21 protein-coding genes and 1 pseudogene are annotated in these 25,083 nt (G+C 44.9%); 14 read left to right on the forward strand and 8 right to left on the reverse strand.

Features of this window, described 5'->3' with window-relative positions:
* The first annotated feature begins 4 nt into the window (after positions 1–4).
* A complete protein-coding gene (locus A3KS_RS0106585) occupies positions 5–526 on the forward strand; it encodes a 3-isopropylmalate dehydratase small subunit (protein WP_026394245.1) in 522 nt (173 codons plus the stop codon).
* A 202-nt stretch (positions 527–728) separates the two neighbouring features.
* On the opposite strand, the gene A3KS_RS0106590 is transcribed toward A3KS_RS0106585, so the two are convergent.
* A complete protein-coding gene (locus A3KS_RS0106590) occupies positions 729–1,994 on the reverse strand; it encodes a BTAD domain-containing putative transcriptional regulator (protein WP_026394246.1) in 1,266 nt (421 codons plus the stop codon).
* A 298-nt stretch (positions 1,995–2,292) separates the two neighbouring features.
* On the opposite strand from A3KS_RS0106590, the gene A3KS_RS22440 reads away from it, so the two are divergent.
* Positions 2,293–5,478 (forward strand): methyl-accepting chemotaxis protein, encoded by a 3,186-nt coding sequence (locus tag A3KS_RS22440; protein ID WP_051355708.1) that lies wholly within the window; start codon positions 2,293–2,295, stop codon positions 5,476–5,478.
* Between the two features lie 57 nt (positions 5,479–5,535).
* Here the strand turns inward: A3KS_RS22440 and A3KS_RS0106600 are convergent, their stop codons facing one another.
* Both A3KS_RS0106600 and A3KS_RS0106605 read right to left on the reverse strand, forming a co-directional pair.
* Positions 5,536–6,579, reverse strand: coding sequence for an alpha/beta fold hydrolase (locus tag A3KS_RS0106600; RefSeq protein ID WP_051355709.1), 1,044 nt, complete (start codon positions 6,577–6,579; stop codon positions 5,536–5,538).
* 283 nt (positions 6,580–6,862) lie between these two features.
* Positions 6,863–7,810: a chitobiase/beta-hexosaminidase C-terminal domain-containing protein gene (locus A3KS_RS0106605; protein WP_026394248.1), complete on the reverse strand. Its 948-nt coding sequence runs from the start codon at positions 7,808–7,810 to the stop codon at positions 6,863–6,865.
* Between the two features lie 324 nt (positions 7,811–8,134).
* Here A3KS_RS0106605 and A3KS_RS0106615 point away from each other — a divergent pair, with 324 nt between their 5' ends.
* Both A3KS_RS0106615 and A3KS_RS0106620 read left to right on the forward strand, forming a co-directional pair.
* Positions 8,135–9,679 (forward strand): sensor domain-containing diguanylate cyclase, encoded by a 1,545-nt coding sequence (locus tag A3KS_RS0106615; protein ID WP_026394249.1) that lies wholly within the window; start codon positions 8,135–8,137, stop codon positions 9,677–9,679.
* Positions 9,680–9,846: 167 nt separating this feature from the next.
* Entirely contained in the window at positions 9,847–10,257 is a 411-nt protein-coding gene (locus A3KS_RS0106620; RefSeq protein ID WP_026394250.1) for a hypothetical protein, read from the forward strand.
* 149 nt (positions 10,258–10,406) lie between these two features.
* Here the strand turns inward: A3KS_RS0106620 and A3KS_RS0106625 are convergent, their stop codons facing one another.
* Positions 10,407–11,138 carry a permease gene (locus tag A3KS_RS0106625; RefSeq protein ID WP_026394251.1) on the reverse strand — a complete coding sequence of 244 codons (732 nt, stop codon included), beginning with the start codon at positions 11,136–11,138 and terminating at the stop codon, positions 10,407–10,409.
* On the reverse strand, positions 11,135–11,617 hold the full coding sequence (locus A3KS_RS0106630; protein ID WP_026394252.1) for a permease: 483 nt from the start codon (positions 11,615–11,617) through the stop codon (positions 11,135–11,137). Before A3KS_RS0106630 ends, A3KS_RS0106625 begins: the two co-directional genes overlap by 4 nt.
* Before the next feature lie 116 nt (positions 11,618–11,733).
* Between A3KS_RS0106630 and A3KS_RS0106635 the strand changes: the two genes are divergently transcribed.
* On the forward strand, positions 11,734–12,408 hold the full coding sequence (locus A3KS_RS0106635) for a Crp/Fnr family transcriptional regulator (RefSeq protein WP_026394253.1): 675 nt from the start codon (positions 11,734–11,736) through the stop codon (positions 12,406–12,408).
* Between the two features lie 774 nt (positions 12,409–13,182).
* On the forward strand, positions 13,183–14,793 hold the full coding sequence (locus A3KS_RS20365) for a diguanylate cyclase domain-containing protein (protein WP_051355710.1): 1,611 nt from the start codon (positions 13,183–13,185) through the stop codon (positions 14,791–14,793).
* Between the two features lie 95 nt (positions 14,794–14,888).
* Here A3KS_RS20365 and A3KS_RS0106645 read toward each other — a convergent pair whose 3' ends face one another.
* On the reverse strand, positions 14,889–15,689 hold the full coding sequence (locus A3KS_RS0106645; protein WP_026394254.1) for an alpha/beta fold hydrolase: 801 nt from the start codon (positions 15,687–15,689) through the stop codon (positions 14,889–14,891).
* A gap of 243 nt (positions 15,690–15,932) precedes the next feature.
* The gene (locus A3KS_RS22445) at positions 15,933–17,057 is read right to left on the reverse strand and encodes a family 16 glycosylhydrolase (protein WP_026394255.1); all 1,125 of its coding nucleotides are present in this window, start codon (positions 17,055–17,057) and stop codon (positions 15,933–15,935) included.
* A gap of 347 nt (positions 17,058–17,404) precedes the next feature.
* On the opposite strand from A3KS_RS22445, the pseudogene A3KS_RS23105 reads away from it, so the two are divergent.
* The 5 genes and pseudogenes from A3KS_RS23105 to A3KS_RS22460 form a co-directional block, all read left to right on the forward strand.
* A pseudogene (locus A3KS_RS23105) lies at positions 17,405–17,632 on the forward strand (type I restriction-modification system subunit M N-terminal domain-containing protein); the annotation flags it as partial.
* A gap of 181 nt (positions 17,633–17,813) precedes the next feature.
* On the forward strand, positions 17,814–18,845 hold the full coding sequence (locus A3KS_RS20375) for a type I restriction endonuclease subunit R (RefSeq protein ID WP_084504918.1): 1,032 nt from the start codon (positions 17,814–17,816) through the stop codon (positions 18,843–18,845).
* A 116-nt stretch (positions 18,846–18,961) separates the two neighbouring features.
* A complete protein-coding gene (locus tag A3KS_RS22455) occupies positions 18,962–20,008 on the forward strand; it encodes a restriction endonuclease (RefSeq protein WP_051355711.1) in 1,047 nt (348 codons plus the stop codon).
* Between the two features lie 29 nt (positions 20,009–20,037).
* A complete protein-coding gene (locus A3KS_RS20380) occupies positions 20,038–21,828 on the forward strand; it encodes a KAP family P-loop NTPase fold protein (protein ID WP_035355526.1) in 1,791 nt (596 codons plus the stop codon).
* Between the two features lie 107 nt (positions 21,829–21,935).
* Positions 21,936–22,937: an Ig domain-containing protein gene (locus A3KS_RS22460; RefSeq protein ID WP_051355712.1), complete on the forward strand. Its 1,002-nt coding sequence runs from the start codon at positions 21,936–21,938 to the stop codon at positions 22,935–22,937.
* A gap of 134 nt (positions 22,938–23,071) precedes the next feature.
* On the opposite strand, the gene A3KS_RS20390 is transcribed toward A3KS_RS22460, so the two are convergent.
* Complete coding sequence (locus tag A3KS_RS20390; RefSeq protein ID WP_051355713.1) at positions 23,072–23,482, reverse strand: carboxymuconolactone decarboxylase family protein; 411 nt, start codon at positions 23,480–23,482, stop codon at positions 23,072–23,074.
* 85 nt (positions 23,483–23,567) lie between these two features.
* On the opposite strand from A3KS_RS20390, the gene A3KS_RS24200 reads away from it, so the two are divergent.
* The 3 genes from A3KS_RS24200 to A3KS_RS0106695 all read left to right on the forward strand — a co-directional run bounded on the left by A3KS_RS24200 (position 23,568) and on the right by A3KS_RS0106695 (position 25,081).
* Positions 23,568–23,771 carry a MerR family transcriptional regulator gene (locus tag A3KS_RS24200; protein WP_341349830.1) on the forward strand — a complete coding sequence of 68 codons (204 nt, stop codon included), beginning with the start codon at positions 23,568–23,570 and terminating at the stop codon, positions 23,769–23,771.
* Between the two features lie 270 nt (positions 23,772–24,041).
* Positions 24,042–24,293, forward strand: coding sequence for a hypothetical protein (locus A3KS_RS0106690; protein ID WP_026394259.1), 252 nt, complete (start codon positions 24,042–24,044; stop codon positions 24,291–24,293).
* Positions 24,294–24,382: 89 nt separating this feature from the next.
* Entirely contained in the window at positions 24,383–25,081 is a 699-nt protein-coding gene (locus A3KS_RS0106695) for an ABC transporter ATP-binding protein (protein ID WP_026394260.1), read from the forward strand.
* Positions 25,082–25,083: the final 2 nt, after the last annotated feature.

Consider the following 25,083-nt stretch of genomic DNA (forward strand, 5'->3'; position numbering starts at 1 on the left):
TGAGATGAAGACATTTAAAGGAAACGTATTATTTTTAGATCGCAGTGATATTAACACCGATGAGATCATCCCGGCCAAATATCTGACCGAAATTACGAAAGAGGCGTTAAAACCGAATCTGCTGGAGGATCTGGTTTTGCCAGGTTTTTCCCGGGCTGATACCGAGGATAAGGCCGTCATTGTGACCCGCGAAAACTTCGGTTGCGGTTCATCCCGAGAACATGCGCCCTGGGCTTTGGAAGTCAATGGCATCAACGTCGTGATTGCCGAAAGTTTTGCCCGGATTTTTAGACAAAATATGTACAACTGCGGGATGTTCGCAATTGAACTGCCCAAAGAAACGATTGACGGCTTGTTTGCTAACTATGCCGGCAAAGCGGTGACCATGGCAGTTGATGTGGATCGTAACCAGATTACTATTCAGGCTGATGGGAAATCTGAAACGATTGACTTCAAGGTTGGCGAATTTGATCAGACTCTGGTCAAAGAAGGCGGCTGGGTTGGCTACGCCGATAAGAATTACTAGAATCGACGGGTACTGAATTTAATCATGAAAATAAAGAAGACTGCCATACCGCTGGGTTGGCAGTCTTTTTTTAGCACACTAAAGCAGCTGTAAGACGATGGTAGTATGTAGATGAGTCTCACAAAGAGCAGACCGTCGTGCTAAAATATGATCAAAATCAAGGTGAAAAAACGGAGACGGAAAGGGATTGCGTTATCGGGCACTAAAAATGAGCATTCTTGTTGATGATGACTTCAGTGTAATCACGGTACTGCTGATGCAAGGTCTGGATGGAAGGATTGGGTAGTTGTCCTAACTCAGTCTGGAGCAGAGTCCGCAATTCCTCGTAATGTAGGAAAAAGGAAGGGTAATCATCATCAAATAGAAATACATTTAATAAAAGCTCATGATAGTTTTCATTGAGATTATCCATATCGATCAGTTTGTTTAAGACTCGTTTTGTTGAAGGGTAATCACGTTTCAGAAAATAATATCGGGCCAGAGCGAAGGCGTATTTTTCAAATTGGTGCCGGTAGAAGGCTGCCTGAGAGTTTGCCCAGGGATAATCATTTTCAGCCAGATAATCCTCTTCATATAGTAAAAGGGCCCGTTCAGTTTTTTTGACTGCTTCGGTATCAAAGGAATTATAGGGATTTACTGAGGTTTTAATCAGGTTTTTTAATTCATCAAGGTCAGTGTAAAAACGGTGTTCATCATAACAGTAAAAACCGTTGACCAACTCCAGTTGAAAGGATACATTCACGGATTTCAAATCTTTCTTCAGATTATAAATGGAGGTATGAAGATGTTTGTTGGCTTTTTCCAGTTCGAGTTCCGGCCAGAGAGCTTCCAGTATTTCAGCTTTTGAAATATACTGGTTTTCTTTCTGCAGGATAAATGCAAACAGTTCTTCAGTCTTGCTGGTCCGCCACTTGATCGGTTTTAGGGCATTGTCGGTTAATGCTCTGAATTTTCCGAAAAAATACACAGAGAGTTCGGGTTTACCCACTTGTGGTGATTTCTGATCATTTATGAATTGTTGCTGATTCCTGATGGTGTCAATGAGTTTCTTTTCGTGCAGCTTGCGTTTGGTAATATCCCTGGAAACACCGGAGATCATGACGTGATTTGTATCGGTGTTGAGTTGGAGACGGGTAGAGATTTCGATGATTTTAATCGAGCCATCTTTACAGTATTGTTCGTATTCACTGAGATCATAGACGATGGCATCACTCCGGTCACCGTCAATAAACCGTTGATAACGACGTAGACCTTCATTCTTGATTTTCTGCAGCGATTCCATGGTTAAGCAGTCTTCCAGGCTTTCAGCCATTGCTTCGGCGACGGTGAGTCCTCTGAGCTGGTAAATGGAGGGACTGACATATAAAAATTTCTTTAAAGTGAGATCAAAAACCCAGACGCATTCTTTGAGTTCTTCAACTAGGATCTTAAAATCTATTGTCATCTCAGGTGTTGACTGTTTGCCCATTAATCATTTGCCTCCATAAAAATACGCTACTGTTTCGCGATATATTGCGCTGTCTTCAATAGTGATTGTTTCACTTTATTCTGTTTAGAATTTGTTGAGTTTATTATAGTATAATCCTAAACATTGCGGCTTTCAAGGGTTAAATATGAATAATTCCTAACTATTTATTTTCTCGTCTTTGACAAAAATATATAAATACTGGCACCTGCCAAGAGGTTTTAACATCAAAGAGTAATATATATTTAGAGAAGAGTAAAAAACAATAGCTGCATCTGAAAAACTGAAGGGAGTATGAGTAATGAAGGCAGAAAGAAATGATTTAAAGAACAATCAGAATGGAGGTGAAGGTTTTATTGTAAAAATGCGCTTGACGACTAAGCTTATTTTGTTAACCGTGCTGACCCTGGCGGCAGCCGTTATTACTCTGGGAATTCTGGTGGTCAATAGTGGGGCAGCTATTATTGACCAGGAAACGGAAGCAGATGCCCTGGAATATGTAGAGGAATCGGCGGGCCTGATTGGGGCTGAAATCTCAGGAAATCTGGAAACCCTGAATGAGATCGCCCTTCGGGAGCGAACCACTGGTATGGATTTTGGGATCCAGGTGGCATCTATTTCTGGTGATGTGGAACGGTTGGGCTATCAGGATATGGCGGTGATTGGAACGAATGGCCACGGTAAATATATAATTAGCGGCGGTGAGTTTGATGTACCCGATCAGATCTGGTATCAGGAAGCGTTAAAGGGTAATGCTTACGTTTCAGATGTGGCCATCAGTCAGGTAACGAAAAAGCCGGCGGTTTTTGAAGTAGTACCCATCAAAAAAGATAATCAGATTGTAGGCGTGCTCCTGGGAAGACGGGATGCCAATTTTTTAAGCGCTATTACCAATTCCCTCGGCGACGGTAAAATTAAATACGGCTATGTGATCAGTGCCAGTGGTGGCATGATGGCTCATCCCAGCGAAGAAATAGTCATGAACCAGACCAATGTTTTTGCCAATATTGAGAAAGACGGACCGCAGGGCTTTGGCGCTATGTTTAAAGCATTAGGATCAAACGAAGTTGCTGCTTTTGAATATGAATATAACGGTGAAACTAAACTGGCCTTTGTGGCACCTATCCCGGAAACCGATTGGACCCTGGTTATCACTGAGTCCGAAGCTGCCATGCTGGCACCGATTGTGCAACTGCGTAATACGATCATCATTTTTGCAATAGCGATTCTGGTAGCTGGGGCGGTGGTTTCTTATATTATTTCCCGGCGTATTGCCAAACCGGTGATTGCCGCCAATGTGCTGATCAAGGAAATCAATGCCGGTCACCTGGGTGAGCGGCTGGAAATCACCTCCAAAGATGAAGTTGGCGAAATGACTGATTCCCTCAATCAACTGGCTGATACCTTCCAGTTTGGGATTATTGGTCTGTTGAAGAAAATTTCAAATGGCGATGTTTCATCTGTTATTGAGGTTACAGACCCAACGAATGAGGTGATCCCGGTTCTCAAACTGACGGTAGAAACGATCCGGTCATTGATCGATGAAGCCACGATGCTGTCTAATGCAGCGCTGGCCGGTCATTGGGAAACCCGTGGCGATGCTGATGCCTTTAATGGCGGCTTTAAAGAAATCGTTCAGGGTGTTAACGCGACTCTGGATACGGTGGTGGACAAGATGGTCTGGTATGAAGCAATTATCGATTCAGTGCCTTTTCCGCTACACGTTACTGATAACGATATGAAATGGGCATTTATGAACAGGGCATTTGAAGATCTGATGATTGACGGTAAGGTAATCAAAGATCGGGCTTCCGCAGTCGGCATGGATTGCCACAATGCGGGAGCAAATATTTGTCAGACTGAAGGCTGTGGAATCCGCCGTTTGGTTGATCAGGGCATCGGTGAGACCTACTTTGAATGGTGTGGTCGGAATAATAAGCAGGATACGGCTTATCTGAAAAATGCCAAAGGTGAAAACGTCGGTTTTGTCGAAATCGTCTCCGATCTGACCCCGATGATCCGGGTGAGCAATTATACCAGCAACGAGGTAGCCAGACTGGCTAATAATCTGACCTGTCTGGCCCAGGGTAATCTGGAGTTTGATCTGGAAATCGGTCAGGCGGATGAGTACACTTCGGAAGTCAGTGCGCAGTTTGCTGAGATCCGCAATAGTTTGTCGGACGTGAAAGATTCGGTTGATCATCTGATTGCTGATGCCACGATGCTGGCTCAGGCCGGTATTGAAGGACAGTTAGATACCCGGGCCGATGCCAACCAGCATCAGGGCGACTTTGCTAAAATTGTTGACGGTGTCAATGCCACCCTGGATGCTGTGGTAGCGCCAATTCAGGAAGCTTCATCAACGCTCAAAGAACTCGCCAAGGGGAACCTCAATACAGGGATGGTGGGGAATTATAACGGCGACTATACCCAGATTAAAGACGACATGAACCAGACGGTGACCTTCCTGAAACGCTATGTTGATGAAATTTCAGATACCCTTAATGAAATCGGGCAGGGGAACCTGACGCTGGAAATAACCGATGATTATCTGGGCGACTTCCAAGCCATTAAGACTGCGCTAAACGAGATCACGACAAATCTCAGCACCACCATGGCGGATATCAATGAAGCCGCCGGTCAGGTAGAAGCTGGTGCGCTCCAGATTTCTGATGGTGGCCAGGCTCTGTCACAGGGAACCACGGAACAGGCCAGCTCGATCCAGGAACTTACGGCTTCCATGGAAGAAGTAGCTGGTGAAACGATGCGAAATGCAAAAAATGCCAATAACGCCAATGAACTGGCGTCTGAAGTTAAAACCAATGCTGAGGTTGGTAACCGGCAAATGGCTCAAATGGTTTCAGCGATGGTGGAAATCAATGAGGCGTCCAGTAATATTTCTAAAATCATTAAGGTTATTGATGATATCGCCTTCCAGACCAATATTCTGGCTCTCAACGCCGCGGTGGAAGCGGCCCGAGCCGGGCAACATGGCAAGGGTTTTGCAGTAGTGGCCGAAGAAGTACGGACCCTGGCGGCCCGAAGTGCTGATGCCGCCAAGGAAACAACCGCATTGATCGAGGGCTCGATTTCGAAAACTGAAGCGGGTTCAAAAATTGCTGGACAAACGGCCGATAGCTTAAAAGAAATCCTCAATCAAATTGAGAAGGTCACCAGTCTGGTCGGTGATATTGCCCGGGCATCCAATGACCAGGCATCGGAAATTGCTCAGATCAACCAGGGGATTGAACAGGTTTCCCAGGTGGTGCAAACCAATTCCGCCACCGCCGAAGAAAGTGCCGCCGCCAGTGAGGAGCTTTCTGGTCAGGCGGAAATCTTAAAACAGATGGTGGGTGCCTTCCGTCTCAAAGGTAAGCGTTTGGGCAGTAGTAACAGAACCCCGGCGCAACCGGCACCAAAGCTAGTAAGTTCATCGTCGCCAAAGATTGATATCTTCTTGGATGACGTAGAAATGGACAAGTATTAATAGCATCGACTCAATTAAAAAGCAACCTCGGCGTTTTATACGTCCAGGTTGCTTTTATTATCGGTGGATTAAATCTTTTAAAATCGTCAGCACCGCCTCCGGTTCCTCAAAGATGGGGCTGTGGGCGGAGTCTTCAAAAAGATAGAAATGCTTTTCCGGAGCCTGGATTTCTTCCAGATAAACCTCGGACAGATGATGATTGACGGTGTAATCATAAACACCGGAAAAAAACAGGACAGGAAGCTTCAGCCGGGTGACAATGTCACTGAGATTGGCCTGCCGGAATTCGTCGTTGAGGACGGTGTTTTGAGAAAATGCTTTGCCTTGCCAGATCTGGATCTTCTCCTTTAGCATATATTCCCGGTGCGTCATCACGGCCAGAAAAATCCCGGTAATCACCGAATACATTGTATGGGTGGTACCAATCCCGGCCTCATGCATCACCTGATCCCGAATTCGTTCGTAGGCGGCGGTGCCGTAAGGGGCTTTTTTTAGTAGTTCCAGGTTTTTCTTATCATCGGTATAGAAGTCCAGCATAAATTCATAGGCTAACTCCTCCGACAGGGGCAGATTGACCGACTGAGCTACCCCAATATAGGCATGGTAAAGCTCAGGTGCCTGGGCGGCGGCCTGAATCCCGACATAGGTCCCAAAGGAGTGAGCCATCAAATAGATTTTATTCTGCTGAAACCGTTGACGCAGATACTGGGTTACCGCAATGGTATCGGCCACCATCTGGGCGGTGGTCATCGTCTCCGGGGAAATTTTAGTATTGTATGATAGTCCGGCACCCCGCTGATCCCACCACACGACGGTAAAGAGTTCGTCGAGGCGGGAAGGATGACTGGCGTTCAGCCAATATTCGGGCATCCCCGGGCCACCATGGACAAAGAGCAGCACCGGCCGGGTCGGGTCTCGGGTTTTAATGATCATCCCCATTTCTACCCCGTTAATTGGGACCCAGGATTTTTCTGACAAACTGCCCGGCAGTACCTGGCCGTTGATATCGCTAAAGGGAATCATTTTACCGGAAACGAAGAGCATCAGCAGAATGGTGACAATGCTGATGAAAGTCAGTAGCAGAATAAAAAATAGCACCATGATTCGGTCCTCTTTCCAATGAATTTTTGAGGAGTGTCGCACTTAAACAGCCAACGCTTCGATTGACAGGATGTTTCGATTATATCGGAACACTTTGCAGGCGTCAAGCGGGAAGTGGGTTCTCAACAATAAGATTGGCAGGGCTGACTTGAACCGCGAGATCCGGCGTCATCAAAAAATCATTGAGGCTGATTCCGCATTACTGGTGCAGAATCAGCCTCTGTTTCGTTTTTTTATGGTCATTGGTTCGAACTCCCTTCTGGTTTGGTTGCAGTAATTTTAGTCAGGGCACATAGGTGCAAAGATAACCATTGATATAGATGGCATTGTCACCCAGGGGGTTACAGTCGATGTAGAGCTGGTCGCCGCCAGTATAAACGGTGCCAATGGTGCCGTTTGTTCCGGTGGTTACAGTTGAAGAGTAATAATCATAATAATAGTCGCTGCCGCCATCAGTTACCAGTAACATGCCATTGCTGAACTGATAATAAAGGGTAAATCCGCTGCCGTCGGTCCACTGCCATGTTCCGCTGATGTTATTTTCGAACTGCTGCCATTCACTGACTTCGGGCTCTACGGTAACTGCCGGGGTAGTCGTAGCTGCTGGTTGCTGAGTTGTGGCCTGTTGCGGAATGGTGATGGTGAAGGAGCCTGTTTTGATACCACTTGTATTGCCATTCTTGTCAATCGCAATACTCTTCAGGGTGGTCGTCGTGTTTAGCACGATGGCACTGTCATAACGGCTGGATTTGTCAGTCGGGTCGCTGCCGTCAATGGTAAAATACACAACAATTTCCTCACCGGCGGGCTTGTTGATTTCAACTTTCTGAGACGAGGTGTAACTGCCTTCGTTTAAGGAATAAGAAGGCAACTCGATGGTCCCCTGTTTTCCCCCTGTCAATCCCTGGGTGCTGTGATTGGCAGCGGTGTTAGTTGAATTTGAAATGAGCCTGCTTCCGAGACTAAACCATAAAAACGTTGCACCGCCGATTAAAACAACTACCCCCAGCAGAACCGACAGGATGATAATCGCCGTCTTCTGGGATCCGCTCGACGATGTTTTTGGGGGCCTGGGAATTTGAGCTGATACCATTGGAACCGGTTGAATCGGATCTTGCGGAACCAGCATGGCATTGGCGGTTGATTCGGTATCAAAGCCGCAATTTCCACAGAATGGTTCGCCAGGTTCCAGTTTTGCTCCGCACTTTGGACAAAATTCTGAGTCTTTCATGAATTTCACCTCCCTTCCACAGTGTGAAGGCTTTTGCGGTCATTTATACTAACTACATACCCGTCCGATTTGAAATATATCATCATCTCAATCGCCAATTAAAAAAAGTGACCGTGAGAAATTTCTGATTAATGCGGGTGTTTGGTAATTTAAAATGATTCCATTGATTGCTGATATCAGCTTACCAATTTGGTTGGATGATGGTATAATAAAGAAAAGTGTTAAGGAATGCGAAAAAAAAGCGTGTCTTATGTGCAGAGCTATGAATGAGCCGATAGCAGCGGCATGGGCTGTGGTGTATAATTGATCGACAGGAGATTGACGATGGAACCATTGCGAAAAAAATACCGTCTGACGTTGGTGGTTATTATTTTAATTCTCGGCGGGTTAAGCAGCCTGGCTTTTTTGCTGCTGTCCTTTCAAATAGAAGCCGTCTATGAAAAAAATATTGAAGCCAGTATCATCGATGTGAAAAAAACTTTTTTAAAAGATAATGTCGACAACCTGATTTTAACCATCGACCAGGAACGTCAGGCCCAGGAAACCCTATTTGCCAGACTTAACCAGTTGGCAGAAACCGCTTTGGATGGTTACTATGTCTATAATCCGGATGCTTTTCTGGAACAGGCGATCCTTTATTTTGAGGATCCGATCCGACAGACTTATTTAACGGTGCTGATCGCTGATTCAGCCACCAGCAGAATCCTTTATTCAGTGAACCTTTCTGATGTGGATCAAAGTCTGACCTTTTTAGAAAAAACCGAGCTGCTCACCCCGCAGATGACATCATCGGTTAAAAAGGATTATGGATCCTATCAGGTATTTTTTGGCGTGCGTCAAAGTCGGGTGGCGGAAATTGTGGAACAGAATATCCGGCAGCTGATTCACGCCTCCCGGTTTTCCAACGATGCCTATTTCTGGGTGAATGAAGTGGTCAGTTTTGAAGGCGGTGACAACTACGCCATTCGCCTGATTCATCCCAACTTAAAAGACACAGAGGGCCAGCTGTTGTCCACCAATATGACTGACATTCAAGGAAACTTTCCCTATCTGGAGGAGCTGGAGGGAGTCAAAGGCTCAGGTGAGATTTTTTACACCTACTTTTTTAAAAAATTGAATTCGGACGTGGTATCAGAAAAGCTTTCTTATGCCCGGCTATATCCCGACTACAATTGGATTGTCGCCATGGGCGTGCATCTCGATGATATCAGCTCCTATGTCAGCGCCGCTACGGCAGAAAGTAATCAAAGAATCATGTGGTTACTGCTGGGGCTGATTGGCTTTATTTTTGTCCTGATTGTGATTATGACTGTCGCCATGAGTCGGATTGAAGGCTGGTATTATCGGAATTCTGAGCAGGAACTAAAGGCTGCCGTTTATCTTGATCCCCTGACCCAAACCTATAACCGGCGGGCGGGGAATGAATGTCTGGAAAAAACATTCAAAACCTATAAACACGCTGGGGAAAGCCCGGCCTTTATTATGATCGACATTGATGGTTTTAAAATAGTTAATGATGAGTGTGGCCACGATGTCGGGGATGAGGTGCTGATCAAACTGGCCACCGTCATTAACCAGCATATTCGGGGCAAGGACAAACTTTTCCGTTGGGGTGGCGAAGAATTTCTGCTGGTCTGTCAGGGGCTTAAGGAAGACGATATTGAGGTCTTTACCACAAAACTGTTGGAAGTCGCCGCCTCCTTTTATTATGACTGTTGTGGTCAGTCCCGTCGGATCACGGTATCAATGGGGGTTTCTTACTGCAGCCCCGGCGATACCGACGAAAAGGATGTTATTAAACGGGCGGATCAGGGTCTTTACGAAGCCAAAAAAGCTGGCAAAAACCGCAGCTGTTATATCCGGCCCTAGAACCATCTAAATCGATGGTTTACAAGCGGATCTGCTTAATGGACTTCGTGAATGGTTGGTTTTCGGCGTGAACTGCGATTGTGGATGGCTGATGAATGGGTTAAACTTTGAAGAGAAGTGCTTTTTACTAGGACCGTAACCATTTCAATTAGCAGAGGAGTACAATTATGGGATTTTTTGACAAGTTTAAACAGGGATCGAAAGATATGATTAAAAGCTATGACAAGGTGAAACTCAACCAAAAACTAAGTTATGAAGAACTTCATGATATTATGAAAGCGGGAACCTATCCCTGCGGGGAACCCCAGTTGACCGGAAAAGGGATTATGCATTGCATTCAGTTTCCACCGGTAGACAAATATGTTATTCAGGTGGCTTTAAGCGGAACCACCGTGACGATCACCAAAACCTACAATGGCGTTGGCGGTATCCTTAAAGAAACCGTCGGCGATGCTGTGACCGGTGGCTGGTATGATGTCTTCAATGGCGAAAATATTGACCTTAATCAGATGACCCGGATCATCGGCGAAGAGCTGACCCGACTATGTGGCGAAAAAGGATTACTAAAAACCGCGTAAGCTGTCAGGGCGAGTGAAACAGCCAGTAAAAAATGCCGAAACAATAAAGGCAAAGCGCCATCAACGGTTTTGATATACATGGATGATTCCAAGCCGATAAAAACACTAAAATCCCCCGGCTGCCAAAGAACAGCAGCAGAGGGATTTTTTCAGCGATAAAACCGGATGATTTTTGCGGGACATTTTGCCACGGCATCCTTGATGGCCAGGCCGTCCCCGGGCGATAGGGTCTGGCTGATGACCATCGCTTTTTTGTCGACCATTTTAAAATGGCTGGGGGAGATTTTAGCGCACAGGCCGCAGCCCACACAATAGTCCGCATTCACAGCAATGGGACCATCCAGAGCGGCAGCTGCTTCATCGTCGGCGGGAAGATCCTCCGGCTTGACAAACCGGGAGGTGATATAGCCCATCAGAAAAATCGCCAGGGTGGTCAGAACCCAGCGGACGAGCATGAATTCGGGGCCTAGAAATTTGCTTTCAGTGATTAACATCGGGATTTTAATCACCGCCCAGGTGGACAGGATGATGACGATGTTAGCAATACTGGCGCCCTTACTCAGCAGCATTTTGCAGACCGGAAAGGCGGCGTAAATGGGACCGGCTGAAAAACTGCCCAGTAAAAAAGCAAACAGCGAACCTTTAAGGCCCGAGTTTTTGCCAAAGGCATTTTCGATGGTTTCTTTTGGTACCCAGGCGGATATCAGCGAGGTTAACAGCAGAATCACCGGCATGATCATCAGCATTTCCTTGACATAATACCAGGTGTTGCCCAGGGATGGCAGAAATTTGTCCGGAGCGAAAATGCCAACGGCCACATAAGCCAGGATCACGATCATCAGAAAGCGGTTGTTTTTGAGTTGGTTTTTTAAAAATGTCATAGGATCACCCCCATTGCCAGGGCAATCACCAGGGCAAAAGCAAAGCTCAGTGAGTTGCGGATCAGCGTGAATTTCAGACCGAATTCTCTTTTCTCAAGCGGAAAGGTCACCACTCCGACCATCGTCAGCGTGGTCAGAAAAGCGACAATTGGAACGATGCTGGCACCGGCGTCCACCAGTGAGGCCACCAGTGGAAAGGCGACAAAGGCGGGGATCAGGGTGATGCTTCCCAGCAGTGCGAAAAGCACCGTCGAAACAACCTCGTTGGTCTGACCAATGGTGGCTTTAATCGTTTCCGGCGGCACAAAGGTCAGGATCAGACCAATCAACAGCAAGATGCCGAGGATATCCCCGGCGATCCCTTTCATCATTCCCCCGGACATTTTTATGGCCTTAAGGGTTTTGCTCTTGTCTTTTTTCAGCGAAAATCCCAGCCATACCAGGGTAATCACCCAGAAAATCAGTGTAAAAATGTCCATCCGTTAACCTCCAAGTGGATTATGCGAATCTCAGCTTCAAAATTCGAATTTTCTATAGTATACTGTAGATCAGCGGAATAAAAAGTTACCATGGTCACACCTCAGGAGGTTATTTTATGAATTACCAGGATTTCATGACAATTTTATCCAGCCACAGCCTTTTTTCAGATTTTTCAGACGAAGCCCTGAATCAGATTTTCAGAGCCCATTACTATGAGAAACGGGAGTATGAAAAAGATCAGGTGATCCATTTTCAGAACGAATGCTGCCGAACCATGGATCTGATTCTTAGCGGCCGGGTGGCGGTTCAGAATCTCGACCGCGAGGGAAATGTGTTGACCATCAGTATTTTTCAGGATGGCGACGTGCTGGGGGCCAATCTGATTTTCTCCAGTCGCAACAACTATCCGATGACGGTGCTGGCTCAGTCGCCGGTGGAGATCCTCCATCTTCATCAGGAAATGATTCTGGAACTGTGCCAGATGAACCGCACCTTTATGATCGGGTTGATGAAAGCCATCTCCGATAAAACCCTGATTCTCACCGACAAGATCAATGCCATCTCGATGAAAACAATCCGCCAGTGTATCATTGATTTTTTACACTATGAGTCCCAGATTCAGAAAAGTCAGGTAATCCGGTTGCCATCATCTAAAAAAGATCTGGCCCAGCGCTTTGGGATTCAGCGATCATCCCTGAGCCGGGAGCTCAACAAAATGCGCCAGGATGGATTGATCGATTATGATGCCAAAACCATTACCATCAAAGATTTAGATGCCAGAACAGGTTGATAAACGACCCGCTTATATTCTGAGGCTAGGCGGATAATAAATGGTGATCTAATTGCCAGCAGTAATATTCCAAAGTAACCCAAAAAAGAACTAGAACCGATTCCGCCATTTAACCTGCGAAACCGGCCTAGTTCACAATCTCAGTAGTCATCCGTTTGGACTCCTTCTTTTGATTTTATCAAAAACCTTCTTTTTCACTATTCAGTTTAACTATTACACACTTATAAGGGGATATCCGGCAGTTAAAAAGATTTCGCTTTTTAATAGTTGGAAGATCTGACTTGTTGCAGATTGTTTTCCCGGCCTGTCAATCAATTATTTCATCATGGTCAAATTTTCACCTTCAACCTCGGGTCGGTACATTGATTTGTTTGCCAGCGTCGTAATTGTTATTGAGTGGTTGACACTATGATTCTTTCACTCGTTCCTGAAAATGATTGAGTTGATCTTTGATATGATCCTATTATATCACCATTTATCAGGAAGTAAATAGACAAACTGTAAACGTTTGTATAATATTCGTATACAGTTGTGATTATTTTTTGTTGGGAATAATAAAGAGATCAAACGGCGTTGTCAGCGGGCAATGAGAAACGTCTTCGGCAGCTCTGATCGGCTACAAAAACCGCGTTGATCTTGATTGAAGCTATTTAAAATTGTTTTCAAGCATCACTTTCTGTTATATAATGATTCGTAAATACGAAAAATGAAATGAAGAGGGCGTCAGCCGGTCAAAACTCGAGCTTTGTCGGATTCTTCAGGAAGGCGCAAGATATGAAACGGAGCAGCGCTCATGGAAAAAGTAAGTATTGCAAACTAATTTCAGGAATAATCATCCTTGGCTTTTTCACGGCAGTGGCGATGGTCACCGGTCTTTCATTGGCATCACCCGGGGAAATCGTAACAAACCCAGTCCCCCGTCGGGAAACTGCTACGCCCAACCAGATAGCTGAGGTGAGTGACAAGAAGGTGGAATTGACCGCCGCGGAACAAGCATATCTGGATGCCCTGGGGCCGGTGAAAATTTGTATCGATCCCGACTGGGAGCCCTATGAACGGATCAATGAGCAGGGTGTGGCCGAAGGGATTGCCGTTGATCTGGTTGCTCTCATCGCCAGCCGGACTGGCGTGGAGCTGGAATTGGTTGCCACATCGGATTGGGAAGAAAGTCTCAAAAATTCCCGGATGGGTAAATGTCAGGTGCTGGGACTTTTGTTGCAGACCCCCTATCGGGATCAATGGCTGGTTTTTACAGAACCCTATTTTTCTGACCCCAGTGTTCTGATTACCCGGGCGGAACATGATTATATTTCTGATCTGGCATCTCTTTCGGGAGAAACGCTGGTATTGCCGGAAGGAACCGGTACCGAAGAAGCCATCCGGCGGGATTATCCCAATCTGGAAATTATGACTGTCGAATCCGAGGCGGTTGCCTTTGAAATGGTGGAGACCAGGCAGGCCGATTTAACCATCCGCTCGCTGACTATGGCCGCCTTTACCATTAAGAGTCAGGGTTTTTTCAATCTCAAAATTGCCGGGCAGGTGCCCAATTATACCTACGCCTTCCGAATGGGCGTGGTGGAAGATGAGCCGATGCTCAGAGATATTTTAAACAAGGGCATTGCTACCCTGTCACCCCAGGAGATTCAGAAAATTTCTAATGAACATATTGCCGTCGAAATGCAATCAGCAATCGATTATGACTTGCTTTGGCGGGTGGTTCTGATTTTTGTCGTAGTGGCCATTGTCGGTTTGTTATGGATTCGGCAATTGCAGAATTTCAATAAGAAGTTGACCCAAAAAACAAAGGAGCTGGAGCAGGTCACTGAAGAGCTCAACGCCGATATCATCGCCCGGGAAAAAGCGGAAGCAGAAATCCGGATTTTATTGTATCATGATCAGCTCACCGGGTTATACAACCGTACCTTTTTGAATCAGATGGTCTTAGTTTCCGAGGAAGCCCATCCGATCACGGTGTTTATGTTTGATCTTGACGGCCTGAAAGAAGTTAATGACACCCACGGTCATCTCCAAGGGGACATCCTGATTAAAAATGCCGCCAATCTTTTTACCCAATGCTTTATCGAAAACGCCAGCATCATCCGGATTGGCGGCGATGAGTTCCTGGCGGTGGTGACGAACTGTAATGAGCAGCGGGCGGATGATCTCAGGGATTGCATCCGGCAGGCTGTGACGGCCTACAATCTTCAGAATCAGGATGCCAGTCTGGTGATCAGCATGTCGATGGGCTATGCCATCAGTAAAAATCCGGCAACGACCATGGCTGAGTTTATGCAGAAATCCGACGAACAGATGTATGCCGACAAGTTACGACATAAAAAAGGCATTTATGATACTGCAGCAAAGGGAATCTGGATTGAATGAACGGGGAAGAGGCATGATTACGGCAGCCCCCAACCTCATCATGTTAAGCTTTAATCATGTCAAAATGGTGTTATATTTTTCGGAGCACTAATGATTTATGGTAATCGATCCAGAAAATCCTCAACCACGGCATTAAAAACAACCGGATTATCAACATTGGCATTATGGCCGGCCGCGGGGATGACTTTCAGGGGATAGCCGGTTTTGGCCGCCCAGGCCCAGTTGTATTGGGAGACCTTGCCGAAGCGGTCATATTCGCCCAGCGTCAGCAGCACCGGGAACTCAAACGCCGTATCCTGATTTTCGCGGAGAAAGCTGGCATAAGCGATCCCCATGATCCGGCAGAGTTCCGCCTTGTCATAGGGTTTTAGCATCGCGACCATGTTATCAAAGCCCCGTTTCGTATGAGTGGCCCCTTTGGCAATGGCCGTTACCAGTTTGTCATGGCGATAACAGCGGGACAGCCACTCTACCTGCCGGACCCAGAAGCGGTCTGAACGAGAATAGTAGGAACGGCCAAAAGGGGAGGTATCCACCCCAATAAAGGCCAGCACCTTATCCGGAAAATCGAGGGCATATTGTTGACAGGCATAGCCTCCCAGCGACTGTCCGATCAGTACCGCCGCCGGGATGTTCTCCTGAATGAAGATGGCGTCCAGATCGGCGGCGGCATGCTGAAATGAAAAATCGGCATAGGGGCGCGAAGCCCCGTGGAGCGGCAGATCCCAGCTGATGACGGTGTAATGCTTTCTAAAATAAGCAACCTGGTGATCAAACATCCGATGATTGGCAGTAAGTCCATGAGTAAAGACCAGGCAAATTGCCTGAGGATCCCGGTGCCGGGCGATCCAATAATGAACGGTGCCCCGGGGAGAGGTGGTTGTTTTTTCCAGCATGACGACGACCTTCTTTCGCAGATTAGCCCATTCCCGGCGGAATGGGTCTTTTTTTAAGTGTACCGATAAAAAAAGGGTTCGTCAATGGCAGAATTGTAAAGGATGAAAAAAAGAATGGTTCACAGCAATCGGACTGACGATGATACTTGATGGTGCGCCGCTGTTAATTTACCAGAAGATCTGCACATCAGAAAAAAATAAAGCCGCGACAACCTACTTTAAATTAGGATGTCGCGGCTGTTTTTAATAGCGGATCCAATCAATCAGCAACTGCTGGGTTTGGGGTGCTGGCTTTTTATCAAGCCAGTTGGGAAACCAGGCATTAACCATCAGATACATCGGGTTGTGCGGAATCCCCTCGCTAAAGCGGGTCAGCAGAATATCATCGACATAAAAATCGATGGTGTCCGGCTGATAGTCAATCCGGTAGTGATGAAAATCAGCGGTCGGGTCAAAACTCAGATCGCTGGTCAGCGTTTGGGTCAGAGCACCGTTGGCATAGCTGGTAAACATGATTTTGCCATCCGGCTGATTATAGATTTCAATGTCAATTTCCTGATCATAATCCGGGGCGGCATAGAGAAAAAAACCGGTGATCGACGAGGGTGCATTGGGTAGTTTCATCGAAATCTCATAGCTGCCATAGCCCTTTAAATCAGTGCTGGAAACTTCACCGCTGGCCATTGTTCCGGCCGGGATGGTAATCGCCAGCTGGCCATCGGTGACGGCCACGTTTTCGGGCTTGAACTGGGTCTGGCCGAGGCGATGGCTGGAGGCTTTAAAGACGGCGGGATCGAGGCTGCCAGAAAATTTGGGCACAATCCGGATCTGGATGGCTTCCAGTCGTTTGGATTCACCGGCGGTGCCGGCGATGGCCCCGTCTTTTTTCCAGCCCTGGGACCAGCCGTAGTCCTGAATATGAACCCGGTATTCAACGGCATAATCGGTTGCCGGTTGACCAGCGGCGTCGGTGAGTTGCAGCTGAATTGCTTCCAGCCGCTGGCTTTTGCCCTGGGAACCGGCAAAGTCACCGTCCTTTTTCCAACTGAGCGGCTCGTCAGTGGCCGCCTGCCAGCCTTCGTTTTGTATATGGACATTATAGCGGATGCTGTAATTCCCGGTGGCTGCGGCTTCCCCGGTTAACTCCACAGTCAGCCCTTCAATCCGTTTGCCTTCGCCAGTGGTGCCCAACAGGCCGCCATCCGTGACGACACCGTTATCCGCCGGCAGATCTCCGTAATCCTGAATATGGCCGCGATAAACCGCCCCCAGAGAGGCGGTTGTGGCTGTCTGGGCGTAAAGGGGAACCGGGAACACGAACACAAACAGCAGCACACCGAGTAGCCCGACAATGGACATGATTTTCATGGGACACCTCCTCGCAATCGTTCATCAGCGATAATTATTCTTTGTTGGAATTCTATCAAAGGAATCTTAATTATAGAGCCATCGTAGTTGATTTTCGGCTGTCATCGGAGTCCTTTACCAATCACCGGAATTGGGCCGGACAAATGGCTGTCATTTATTAATAAAAGTGAAAATAGAGAAAAAGCGTGGCGGAAAAAGTACAATTTGCAATAGCCATTTTTTGTTAAAAGGCGTATAATTATAAACGAATGCAAAAATAAATGCACAAGATAAAACCACCAAATAAAAGCTGTCAAATTAAAAATAAAACTGGCAGATAAAATAGACACAGGAAATCAGGAGAAAAAATGATCACAGGCGAAGTAAAAAACAAAGTTGATAAAATATGGACCGATATCTGGGCCGGCGGGATCAGCAACCCCCTTACCGTCATCGAACAGCTGACCTATTTGATGTTTATCCGGTCACTGGACGAAAAAGAACTGGAAAACGAGAGTTTTGAAAATCTCACCGGCGAAACCATGCCCAAAATCTTTCCCCCCACCGAGGCCGGCCAGAACCTGCGCTGGAGCCGCACTGATCTGATCGATGGCAACTATACCGACAAGCGGCGCTTTTTTATCTTTGACTATCTCGGCAATTTTGAGTTTTTCCGGGCCCATAAGGAGGGCCTCGAAAGCCGCGAGACCGGATCTCTCAGTGAGGTCATCTTTGCCAAACGAGTGCGGCTGATCCGCCACCTGCAGGTCAGCACCTATGCTGCCAACAAGCTATCAGCACTGGCGCCAGGAGCTGGTAAAAACGGTGCTGGATCAGGTCCAGAGCCTCAACCCCGAGCTGATTGCGGTCAGTTTAAGACGGCGGTTTGTCGAACAATTCCGCCCGGCCAGCGCTTTCATCTGCCTGAGCGAGCAGGATCAGGGCGCCCTGGTCCATGAAATTGCGTCGCTGGACTTTATGGCCGACACCGACGAGCCGGCCAAGCGTTTTGACAACCTGATCTACGGCCTGATGCTGAGCCAGATTGAAGCTCTGCCGGCCTATCATACCGCTAAACGCCAGCCGTGCGGCCTGATGAACGAGCTGGAGCAGAAAATCACGATACCCCAGATCAAGGCCCGGCTACCGCTGATCCAGACGGTCACTACCGATGAATTTTGGACCGCCGGAGATCTGCTGGCCTTTGAAAAAGTGCGGCAGGAACTCCGCGAGCTGATAAAGTTTATCATTGAGAACGGCCAGGAAAAGTCAGCGGTGATCACCAACCTCTACGATCCGATTATCAATCGCAACGAGGGAGTGGTGATGGAAGCGGCCTATGACTACGGCGATTATAAAATGAAGGTAAACCGCTATGTCAATGACCATCAGGATACCCTGGCAATCCAGAAACTGCGCAAAAATATCCCCCTGACCCAGACGGACTACCAGGTGCTGGAGCACATCCTCACCATAGAACTGGGCAGCAAGGCTGATTATCAGCGCGAATTCGGCGAAACGCCATTTGGATTGCTGATCCGCAAGATCGCCAAACTGGAACCCCAGGCGGCGATGGCGGCCTTCTCCGACTTTATCGACGACCAGACCTTGAACCAATCCCAGATCGTCTTCGTCCGCAAGGTCATCGACTACGTGGTCCAGAACAGCTACATCGAAAACGTCACCGAACTGATGAAACCGCCCTTTGACAAACCACAAAGCTTCGGCAAGCTGTTCGATCTGACCAAACAGCAGCGGCTGGTGGAAATTGTTAAGGCAGTTAAGGAGAATGCGGTGCGGATTGGGTGAGGGGTGTAAAAATAAGGACCTGTACCAGATTTAGGAATAGTAATGTGGGATAATGTTTGTAACAATCGTTCGTTTAAAATCGGTTGAAGAGAATAAAACTTTTCAGGAGGAAAATGATGAATATTTGGCTGCATCGAATTTCGCACGGTTATGAGGCTGCAAAGCCTTTGTTGGACCAGAATTATGTAACCATCGGTTTTGCTGATTATGTCAGCGACTTCTTAAAATATGATAGTGACACCAAAGTTGTTCGGGATCAATTTGAAGCTGACATGGAAACGATTTACGGAGCAAGCTTTCGACCACGTCATAATTTGAAAAAATTTCTGTTTGAATTTGAAGTGGGTGATCAGGTAGTAATCCCATTATGGGGGGAGTTTTCTGTTTATAAAATAATTGAAACAGCTAAACCATTAACCAGTTTGCCTAACGAGGCGCTGGAAAAAATGAATACTAAAGTTTTTATAGACAAGGACGGTTTATTGTCCATTCAGCGAAATGATACAGAGATAGCAGAAATTGATCTAGGCTTTTTTATTCGGGTTGAACCAATCAAACTGAATATTCCCCGGGATGGCTATTGCAGTTCCGCCTTGATTTCTAGGATGAAGATACGGCAAGCAACGGCAAACATCAGTGATCTGGCGATGGATGTGAATGATGCTGTCGATCGGGCTCATACCAACAGTCGGATAGACTTTCATTATGAAGCAAGTAAGGCAATGGGTGAAAACCTGATCAGTGCAATTCTGAATAAGCTGAATGACCGGAAATTTGAAAAAATGGTGCAGTGGTACATGCAAAAAATTGGTGCAACGGAGACTACGATTCCAGCCAAAAATGAACCGGGGAAATATGATGGGGCGGATGCCGATGTTATTGCCATTTTTGAGCTCTTAAAGTGTATTATTTACGTACAGGTTAAACACCATGTCGGTCTGACATCTGAACGGGCAGTAAATCAGATCGCTCGATACAAAGAACAAAAAGAAGTGCCTGATGACGCCTATACCCGCATGACCTGGGTGGTTACCAGTGCTGAATTTTCTGATGAAACCAAGAAAAAAGCACAATTAGATGGGGTGCGTTTGATTGATCAACATGAATTTGCGAGTATGCTGATTGATGTAGGTCTTGATGGGATTAATGATGCGTTTAATTAAGAATTAATTTAAATAAGGAGGTCATAAAAATGGCAAAGTATTCAGGTTATACAGATCGTCCGACTTCTTCAATTAATGAAGATTTATTCAATATTGAAAAATATATACAGGGGTTATCTAGTTTTATATTGGAATGCAATACCCCAATGACAATCGCCATACAAGGAGATTGGGGAAGTGGCAAGACCAGCTTTATGAATATGATAAAAGAGACTGTGCAGGAGAAAGTTGTTGTTTCCTGGTTTAATACCTGGCGATATTCACAATTCAATATGGGCGATGAGATTTCATTATCTCTTATCAGACAGTTGATCAACACTTTACCGGGACTAGATGAAAAAATGAGCGATTCGATGAAAAAAATAATTAATGGAGTGGCAAAGGTTATAAAAGCAGGGGCGCTTGTTGCTGCAGAAGTTGGTGGTTTTGGTAACGTAGCTGAAGGTGTTGTAAAAGTTGTAGATAGTAATGCCTCAGCTAATGCTGATCAAATCGATGCAACACTTTCACTGGGAATGTTAAAAGAGCAGTTTCAAGAATGCATTCGACAAGTTCTTGTAACGTCAGGTAAAGATCGAGTGGTTGTGTTTGTTGATGATTTGGATCGACTAAACCCTGCAAAGGCAGTTGAATTATTAGAGGTATTAAAACTATTTTTGGATTGTGAAAATTGCGTATTTATTCTCGCCATTGATTACCAGGTCGTTTCGCAAGGAATTTCCGAAAAATATGGTAATACATTGGATGAGGAAAAAGGAAAGGCATTCTTTGATAAAATCATCCAGGTGCCTTTTAAAATGCCGGTGGCTTTATATGACATGTATAAATTCATCAATAATATGTTGGAAGAAATTGGTTTCCAATATGAGATGACAAACAAAAATCAAACGATTGATTATTATATTAAATTGATTCAAGCTTCAATAGGCTCAAACCCCAGAGCGATCAAACGCCTTTTTAATGCCTATCTTTTACTGAAAAAGATATATGGAGTTGATTCTGAATTAGATGAAGTTGGACAAAAATTACTGTTTGCTATCCTCTGTGCTCAGCTGTCTTTTGAAAATCTGTATAATTATATTATATTAAATAAGTGTGATGTCTCAAATGGTGACTTTTTACAAAAATTAAAAAATCAGAAATCTTATTTAGATGAAAATAATGGTACTTCATTATACAAGGAACTCGGAATAAAAAATGATGACGAGTTACGAAAAATTTGCTATTTTATGGAAATCTTTTATAAAGCAATTGATCACAATGAGGATGGAGATTTATCAGAAGAAGAAACAGAAAAATTCATTAACCTTTTAAACTTATCATCGATCATTTCAACAAACGATCTTACCGAAAACAAGGACGAAAAATCATGGATGATTCGAAGAAGCAATCGCAGACTGGTTAAACAATCGGTATTTTTTACTCTAAAAAAATATAAGGAGTTAAATTTAAAAATATATCAATCAAATCAAGATCGTGGTGACTGGAAATTTCAGGATGTATCTGCTAGTGGTACTTTTAGCATCCAAAAAAATAAGGTGGAATTCTGTTTTCAACTACAAACGGATTTTGATACGGAGTTTACAAAAATCATTTTCAGATTTGACGAAAACAATAATCCCAACAAAAACGATCGTGGTGTCTTTTTTGATGACTTATCTGGGTGGGCCGAAGCAAACGATTTTGAATGTGATGATAATCATTGTTTTTCTAAAACGATTAATACCGTTAAATATGATAATGAAGAAGGAATTTTGAATGTATTGAATAATGAGGTAAGGTCTATTCTTGATTCATTAAAAGCGTTGTATAAAGACTGAAAAGAGCAATTATTGGTTGCAACAACTGAACGATATCAGTTGTTGCGCCAGAAAACTAATAAAAAAAGCATAAAAATATGCTTTATCAAAACGAAAGGTAGGAAAAAATGAAAAATAAATTTCAGTTCGTTTTTCGTTTGTTTTTAGCTTTCATGCTGCTGTTAACCACTATTCCAATTGGAGTAATAGCAGAAACGCAAGAATATGCTGATGTTCAAATACCTATAGTTGCTGAAGACAATGTCCAACTTAGTGAGGAATCAGTATCAGTCCACACTGATACAATGACAACCCCATCTTGTTTCTATCGCACCCATGTACAAAACGAAGGCTGGCAGGAATGGAAAAGCAATGGTGGTATGAGCGGCACTTCGGGAAAAGGTCTCCGTCTCGAAGGTATCGAAATAAAATTGGATCAGCAGGGTTGTGATCTAGGGGTATCTTACAGCACCCATGTACAAAATATTGGTTGGCAGGGATCAAAAATTGATGGTGTCACGAGCGGAACATCTGGTCAAGGTCTTCGACTGGAAGCGATCCGTATTAATCTGACTGGTTCAGATGCTGAATTGTTTGATATTTACTATCAGGTCCATGTGCAAAACTATGGTTGGCTGGACTGGGCTAAAAATGGAGCAGAAGCAGGCACCCAGGGTTTAGGTTTGCATTTAGAAGGAATAAATATTCTTATTTTTCCAAAAGGTAGTGTGGCCCCCGGCGCAACTATGACACCCTATGTTAGTGTCGATGCATTCTTAAATAATATTAAAGGCGATTGGTATAATCGTTCATTGAAATTTGCAGGACCGCACTTAAAGATCAGAGAGCCAAATGTAGAATCAGGTTTATTATGGTTGGGTATGAAATGGCATGAATATCGCTATCGGATTGTTTCAATCAGTCGAGATGGAAAATCTGGAACAATCGAAGCATACAAGTGGAACTATTATAAACCATACGCAACGAGTTCTGGAAGTACGGCGTTTCAAAAAGTTGAAATGGATGTAAACCCTCCCGATCAATATGTTGATAATTCTAATACCAATACTCTAACAGAATCAGAACAAACTGGTAGTAGTGTTCGTGTTATAAATTATACTCGAAATTGATTATTATTTCTGGAGATGCGGGGGTCCTATCATTAGCAGAACATACTAACGAACTGATTTCTAACGACGGGGCCCCATGCCGCTTCCTTTTACTCTAAGATGTCATTTCAGCCGTTTCCAAAAACTGCTATAGCTCAGCTCATGCCAGTAGTCTGCTGGTCACGGGCGAGTGCGTCACGCGATGCAAAGACCTCTTTGGCAACGGCAACCGCGTTTAAAACTTTCGGAAATCCGGTGTAGGGGATACATTGAATAAAGGCTTCAATAATTTTCTCTGGTAAAATCCCGACATTTAAAGCACCATTGATATGTACATCCAGCTGGGGTTCGCAGCCGCCAGCGGTCAGCAGGCTGGTGATGGTGATCAGTTCCCGTTCCTCAAGACTTAGCCCTGGCCGGGAGTAAATATCGCCAAAGGCGAATTCAATAATATAGTTGCCCAAGTCGGGGGCGATTGTTTTCAGCGATTCGATTACTTTTTCGCCGCCAACCCCATCAATTTTTGTTAACTGTGCGACACCAATTTGATAACGTGTTTGATCCATATGTGATTACCTCCAAATTCTTTATAATCCCAGTATAGTGCTTAGACTATGGTCTAAGTCAACCATTATTTTGAAAGGTTTTATCATGATTATTAGCGAAATGACCGAACTGACCAAGATCAGTGAACATACCCTGCGATATTATGAAAAGAAGGAATTGATTGCTGTTTCCCGTGATGCCCGGGGGCGACGTAACTACGACGAAAACGATATTGAATGGATTCGTTTCATTCAGCGATTAAAAGAGACCGGGATGCCTCTGCGGGATATAAAAAATATTCCGATTTGAGAGCCGAAGGCGATCAGACCAGCCACGAACGACTGGTGATGCTTGAAGCCCATCGCCTATACGTTGTCGCTGAACAGCAGAAATGGGCCCAAAATCTTTGTAACCTTGATGCCAAAATCGAGTATTATCGAAAAAAAGATTAATGCTGGATCAAGTCGTGTTGAATTGGGGGAATTTATCTGTATTGACTAAAAGAATATTTAGATTAAAAATCAACTTTGCCAGATTAAAAAAGACTGCTGTTTCAAAAATCGCTATCCAGGAGGGTACATGGATTCATTTCAACAACACATCGTTAACAGCCTGCTTCCCATTGCGATCTTTATTTTTTCTTTTGGAACGATGGCCTATATGAATTACAAAAATGGCAAGGCAACCGGAAATAAAAGATTGAAAGGCTTGGGGATTATGTACCTTGTTTTTCTGATTGGCGGTTTAGTGATTATCGGGGTGATGTTTTATCTGGAATATCGAGAATTAGCCTTTGATATGGCCGCCGAATTAATAGGCTGGGAAGCCTGAACATTGTTTACAGGTACAATGGAGTAAGACGCCGGAAAATAAATAATAAACCATACTTCTAATAAAGAATTGAAAGAAGGAGCGAAAGTATGTTCGTAGAAATTAATAAAATAAAAAAGAGTTATGGTGAAGGTGAGAGCTATGTTCAAGTGCTTAAAGGCCTTTCAACATATGTGGAAAAAGGCCAGACCTGTGTGATACTGGGTCCCAGCGGTTCCGGTAAATCCACTTTTCTTAATGCCATTGGTGGTTTGGACGATATTGAAAGCGGAAGCATTAATATTGATAGCCTAGAAATCACAAAGCTAAATTCAAAGGAATTATCTTTGTATAGACGGGAGTATCTTGGCTTTATTTTTCAATTTTACAATCTCGTTCCTAATCTTACAGTTAAGGAAAACATTCAGGTTTGTGAGTACCTTACAAAGGAACCCCTAGATCTTAATGAACTTATGGATATATTAGGTCTAACAGAACACCAGAATAAATTCCCTTCTCAATTATCTGGTGGACAGCAGCAACGATGCGCCATTGCCAGAGCCCTCATTAAGAATCCAAAGCTATTACTTTGTGACGAACCAACTGGCGCCCTGGATTACAAGGCGGCTAAGGAAATACTTATACTTCTTGAGGCGATCAATAAAAAATATGGAACGACGATGTTAATTGTCAGCCATAATACCGCAATTAAAGACATGGTTCATCGGGTCATAAAAATTAAAGATGGTCAAATTAGTGAAGACTATTTCAACACCTCATTAATACCAGCGAGCCAATTAGAATGGTAGGT

The organism is Acetobacterium malicum subsp. dehalogenans DSM 11527 (assembly GCF_000472665.1).
In the GTDB taxonomy this organism is placed as follows: domain Bacteria; phylum Bacillota; class Clostridia; order Eubacteriales; family Eubacteriaceae; genus Acetobacterium; species Acetobacterium malicum.

Coding starts and splice junctions, on each gene's coding strand:
- A3KS_RS0106585 (WP_026394245.1), top strand. CDS start 5: ATGAAGACATTTAAAGGAAACGTATTATTTTTAGATCGCAGTGATATT.
- A3KS_RS0106590 (WP_026394246.1), bottom strand. CDS start 1,994: ATGGGCAAACAGTCAACACCTGAGATGACAATAGATTTTAAGATCCTA.
- A3KS_RS22440 (WP_051355708.1), top strand. CDS start 2,293: ATGAAGGCAGAAAGAAATGATTTAAAGAACAATCAGAATGGAGGTGAA.
- A3KS_RS0106600 (WP_051355709.1), bottom strand. CDS start 6,579: ATGGTGCTATTTTTTATTCTGCTACTGACTTTCATCAGCATTGTCACC.
- A3KS_RS0106605 (WP_026394248.1), bottom strand. CDS start 7,810: ATGAAAGACTCAGAATTTTGTCCAAAGTGCGGAGCAAAACTGGAACCT.
- A3KS_RS0106615 (WP_026394249.1), top strand. CDS start 8,135: ATGGAACCATTGCGAAAAAAATACCGTCTGACGTTGGTGGTTATTATT.
- A3KS_RS0106620 (WP_026394250.1), top strand. CDS start 9,847: ATGGGATTTTTTGACAAGTTTAAACAGGGATCGAAAGATATGATTAAA.
- A3KS_RS0106625 (WP_026394251.1), bottom strand. CDS start 11,138: ATGACATTTTTAAAAAACCAACTCAAAAACAACCGCTTTCTGATGATC.
- A3KS_RS0106630 (WP_026394252.1), bottom strand. CDS start 11,617: ATGGACATTTTTACACTGATTTTCTGGGTGATTACCCTGGTATGGCTG.
- A3KS_RS0106635 (WP_026394253.1), top strand. CDS start 11,734: ATGAATTACCAGGATTTCATGACAATTTTATCCAGCCACAGCCTTTTT.
- A3KS_RS20365 (WP_051355710.1), top strand. CDS start 13,183: ATGAAACGGAGCAGCGCTCATGGAAAAAGTAAGTATTGCAAACTAATT.
- A3KS_RS0106645 (WP_026394254.1), bottom strand. CDS start 15,689: ATGCTGGAAAAAACAACCACCTCTCCCCGGGGCACCGTTCATTATTGG.
- A3KS_RS22445 (WP_026394255.1), bottom strand. CDS start 17,057: ATGAAAATCATGTCCATTGTCGGGCTACTCGGTGTGCTGCTGTTTGTG.
- A3KS_RS20375 (WP_084504918.1), top strand. CDS start 17,814: ATGCTGCCAACAAGCTATCAGCACTGGCGCCAGGAGCTGGTAAAAACG.
- A3KS_RS22455 (WP_051355711.1), top strand. CDS start 18,962: ATGAATATTTGGCTGCATCGAATTTCGCACGGTTATGAGGCTGCAAAG.
- A3KS_RS20380 (WP_035355526.1), top strand. CDS start 20,038: ATGGCAAAGTATTCAGGTTATACAGATCGTCCGACTTCTTCAATTAAT.
- A3KS_RS22460 (WP_051355712.1), top strand. CDS start 21,936: ATGAAAAATAAATTTCAGTTCGTTTTTCGTTTGTTTTTAGCTTTCATG.
- A3KS_RS20390 (WP_051355713.1), bottom strand. CDS start 23,482: ATGGATCAAACACGTTATCAAATTGGTGTCGCACAGTTAACAAAAATT.
- A3KS_RS24200 (WP_341349830.1), top strand. CDS start 23,568: ATGATTATTAGCGAAATGACCGAACTGACCAAGATCAGTGAACATACC.
- A3KS_RS0106690 (WP_026394259.1), top strand. CDS start 24,042: ATGGATTCATTTCAACAACACATCGTTAACAGCCTGCTTCCCATTGCG.
- A3KS_RS0106695 (WP_026394260.1), top strand. CDS start 24,383: ATGTTCGTAGAAATTAATAAAATAAAAAAGAGTTATGGTGAAGGTGAG.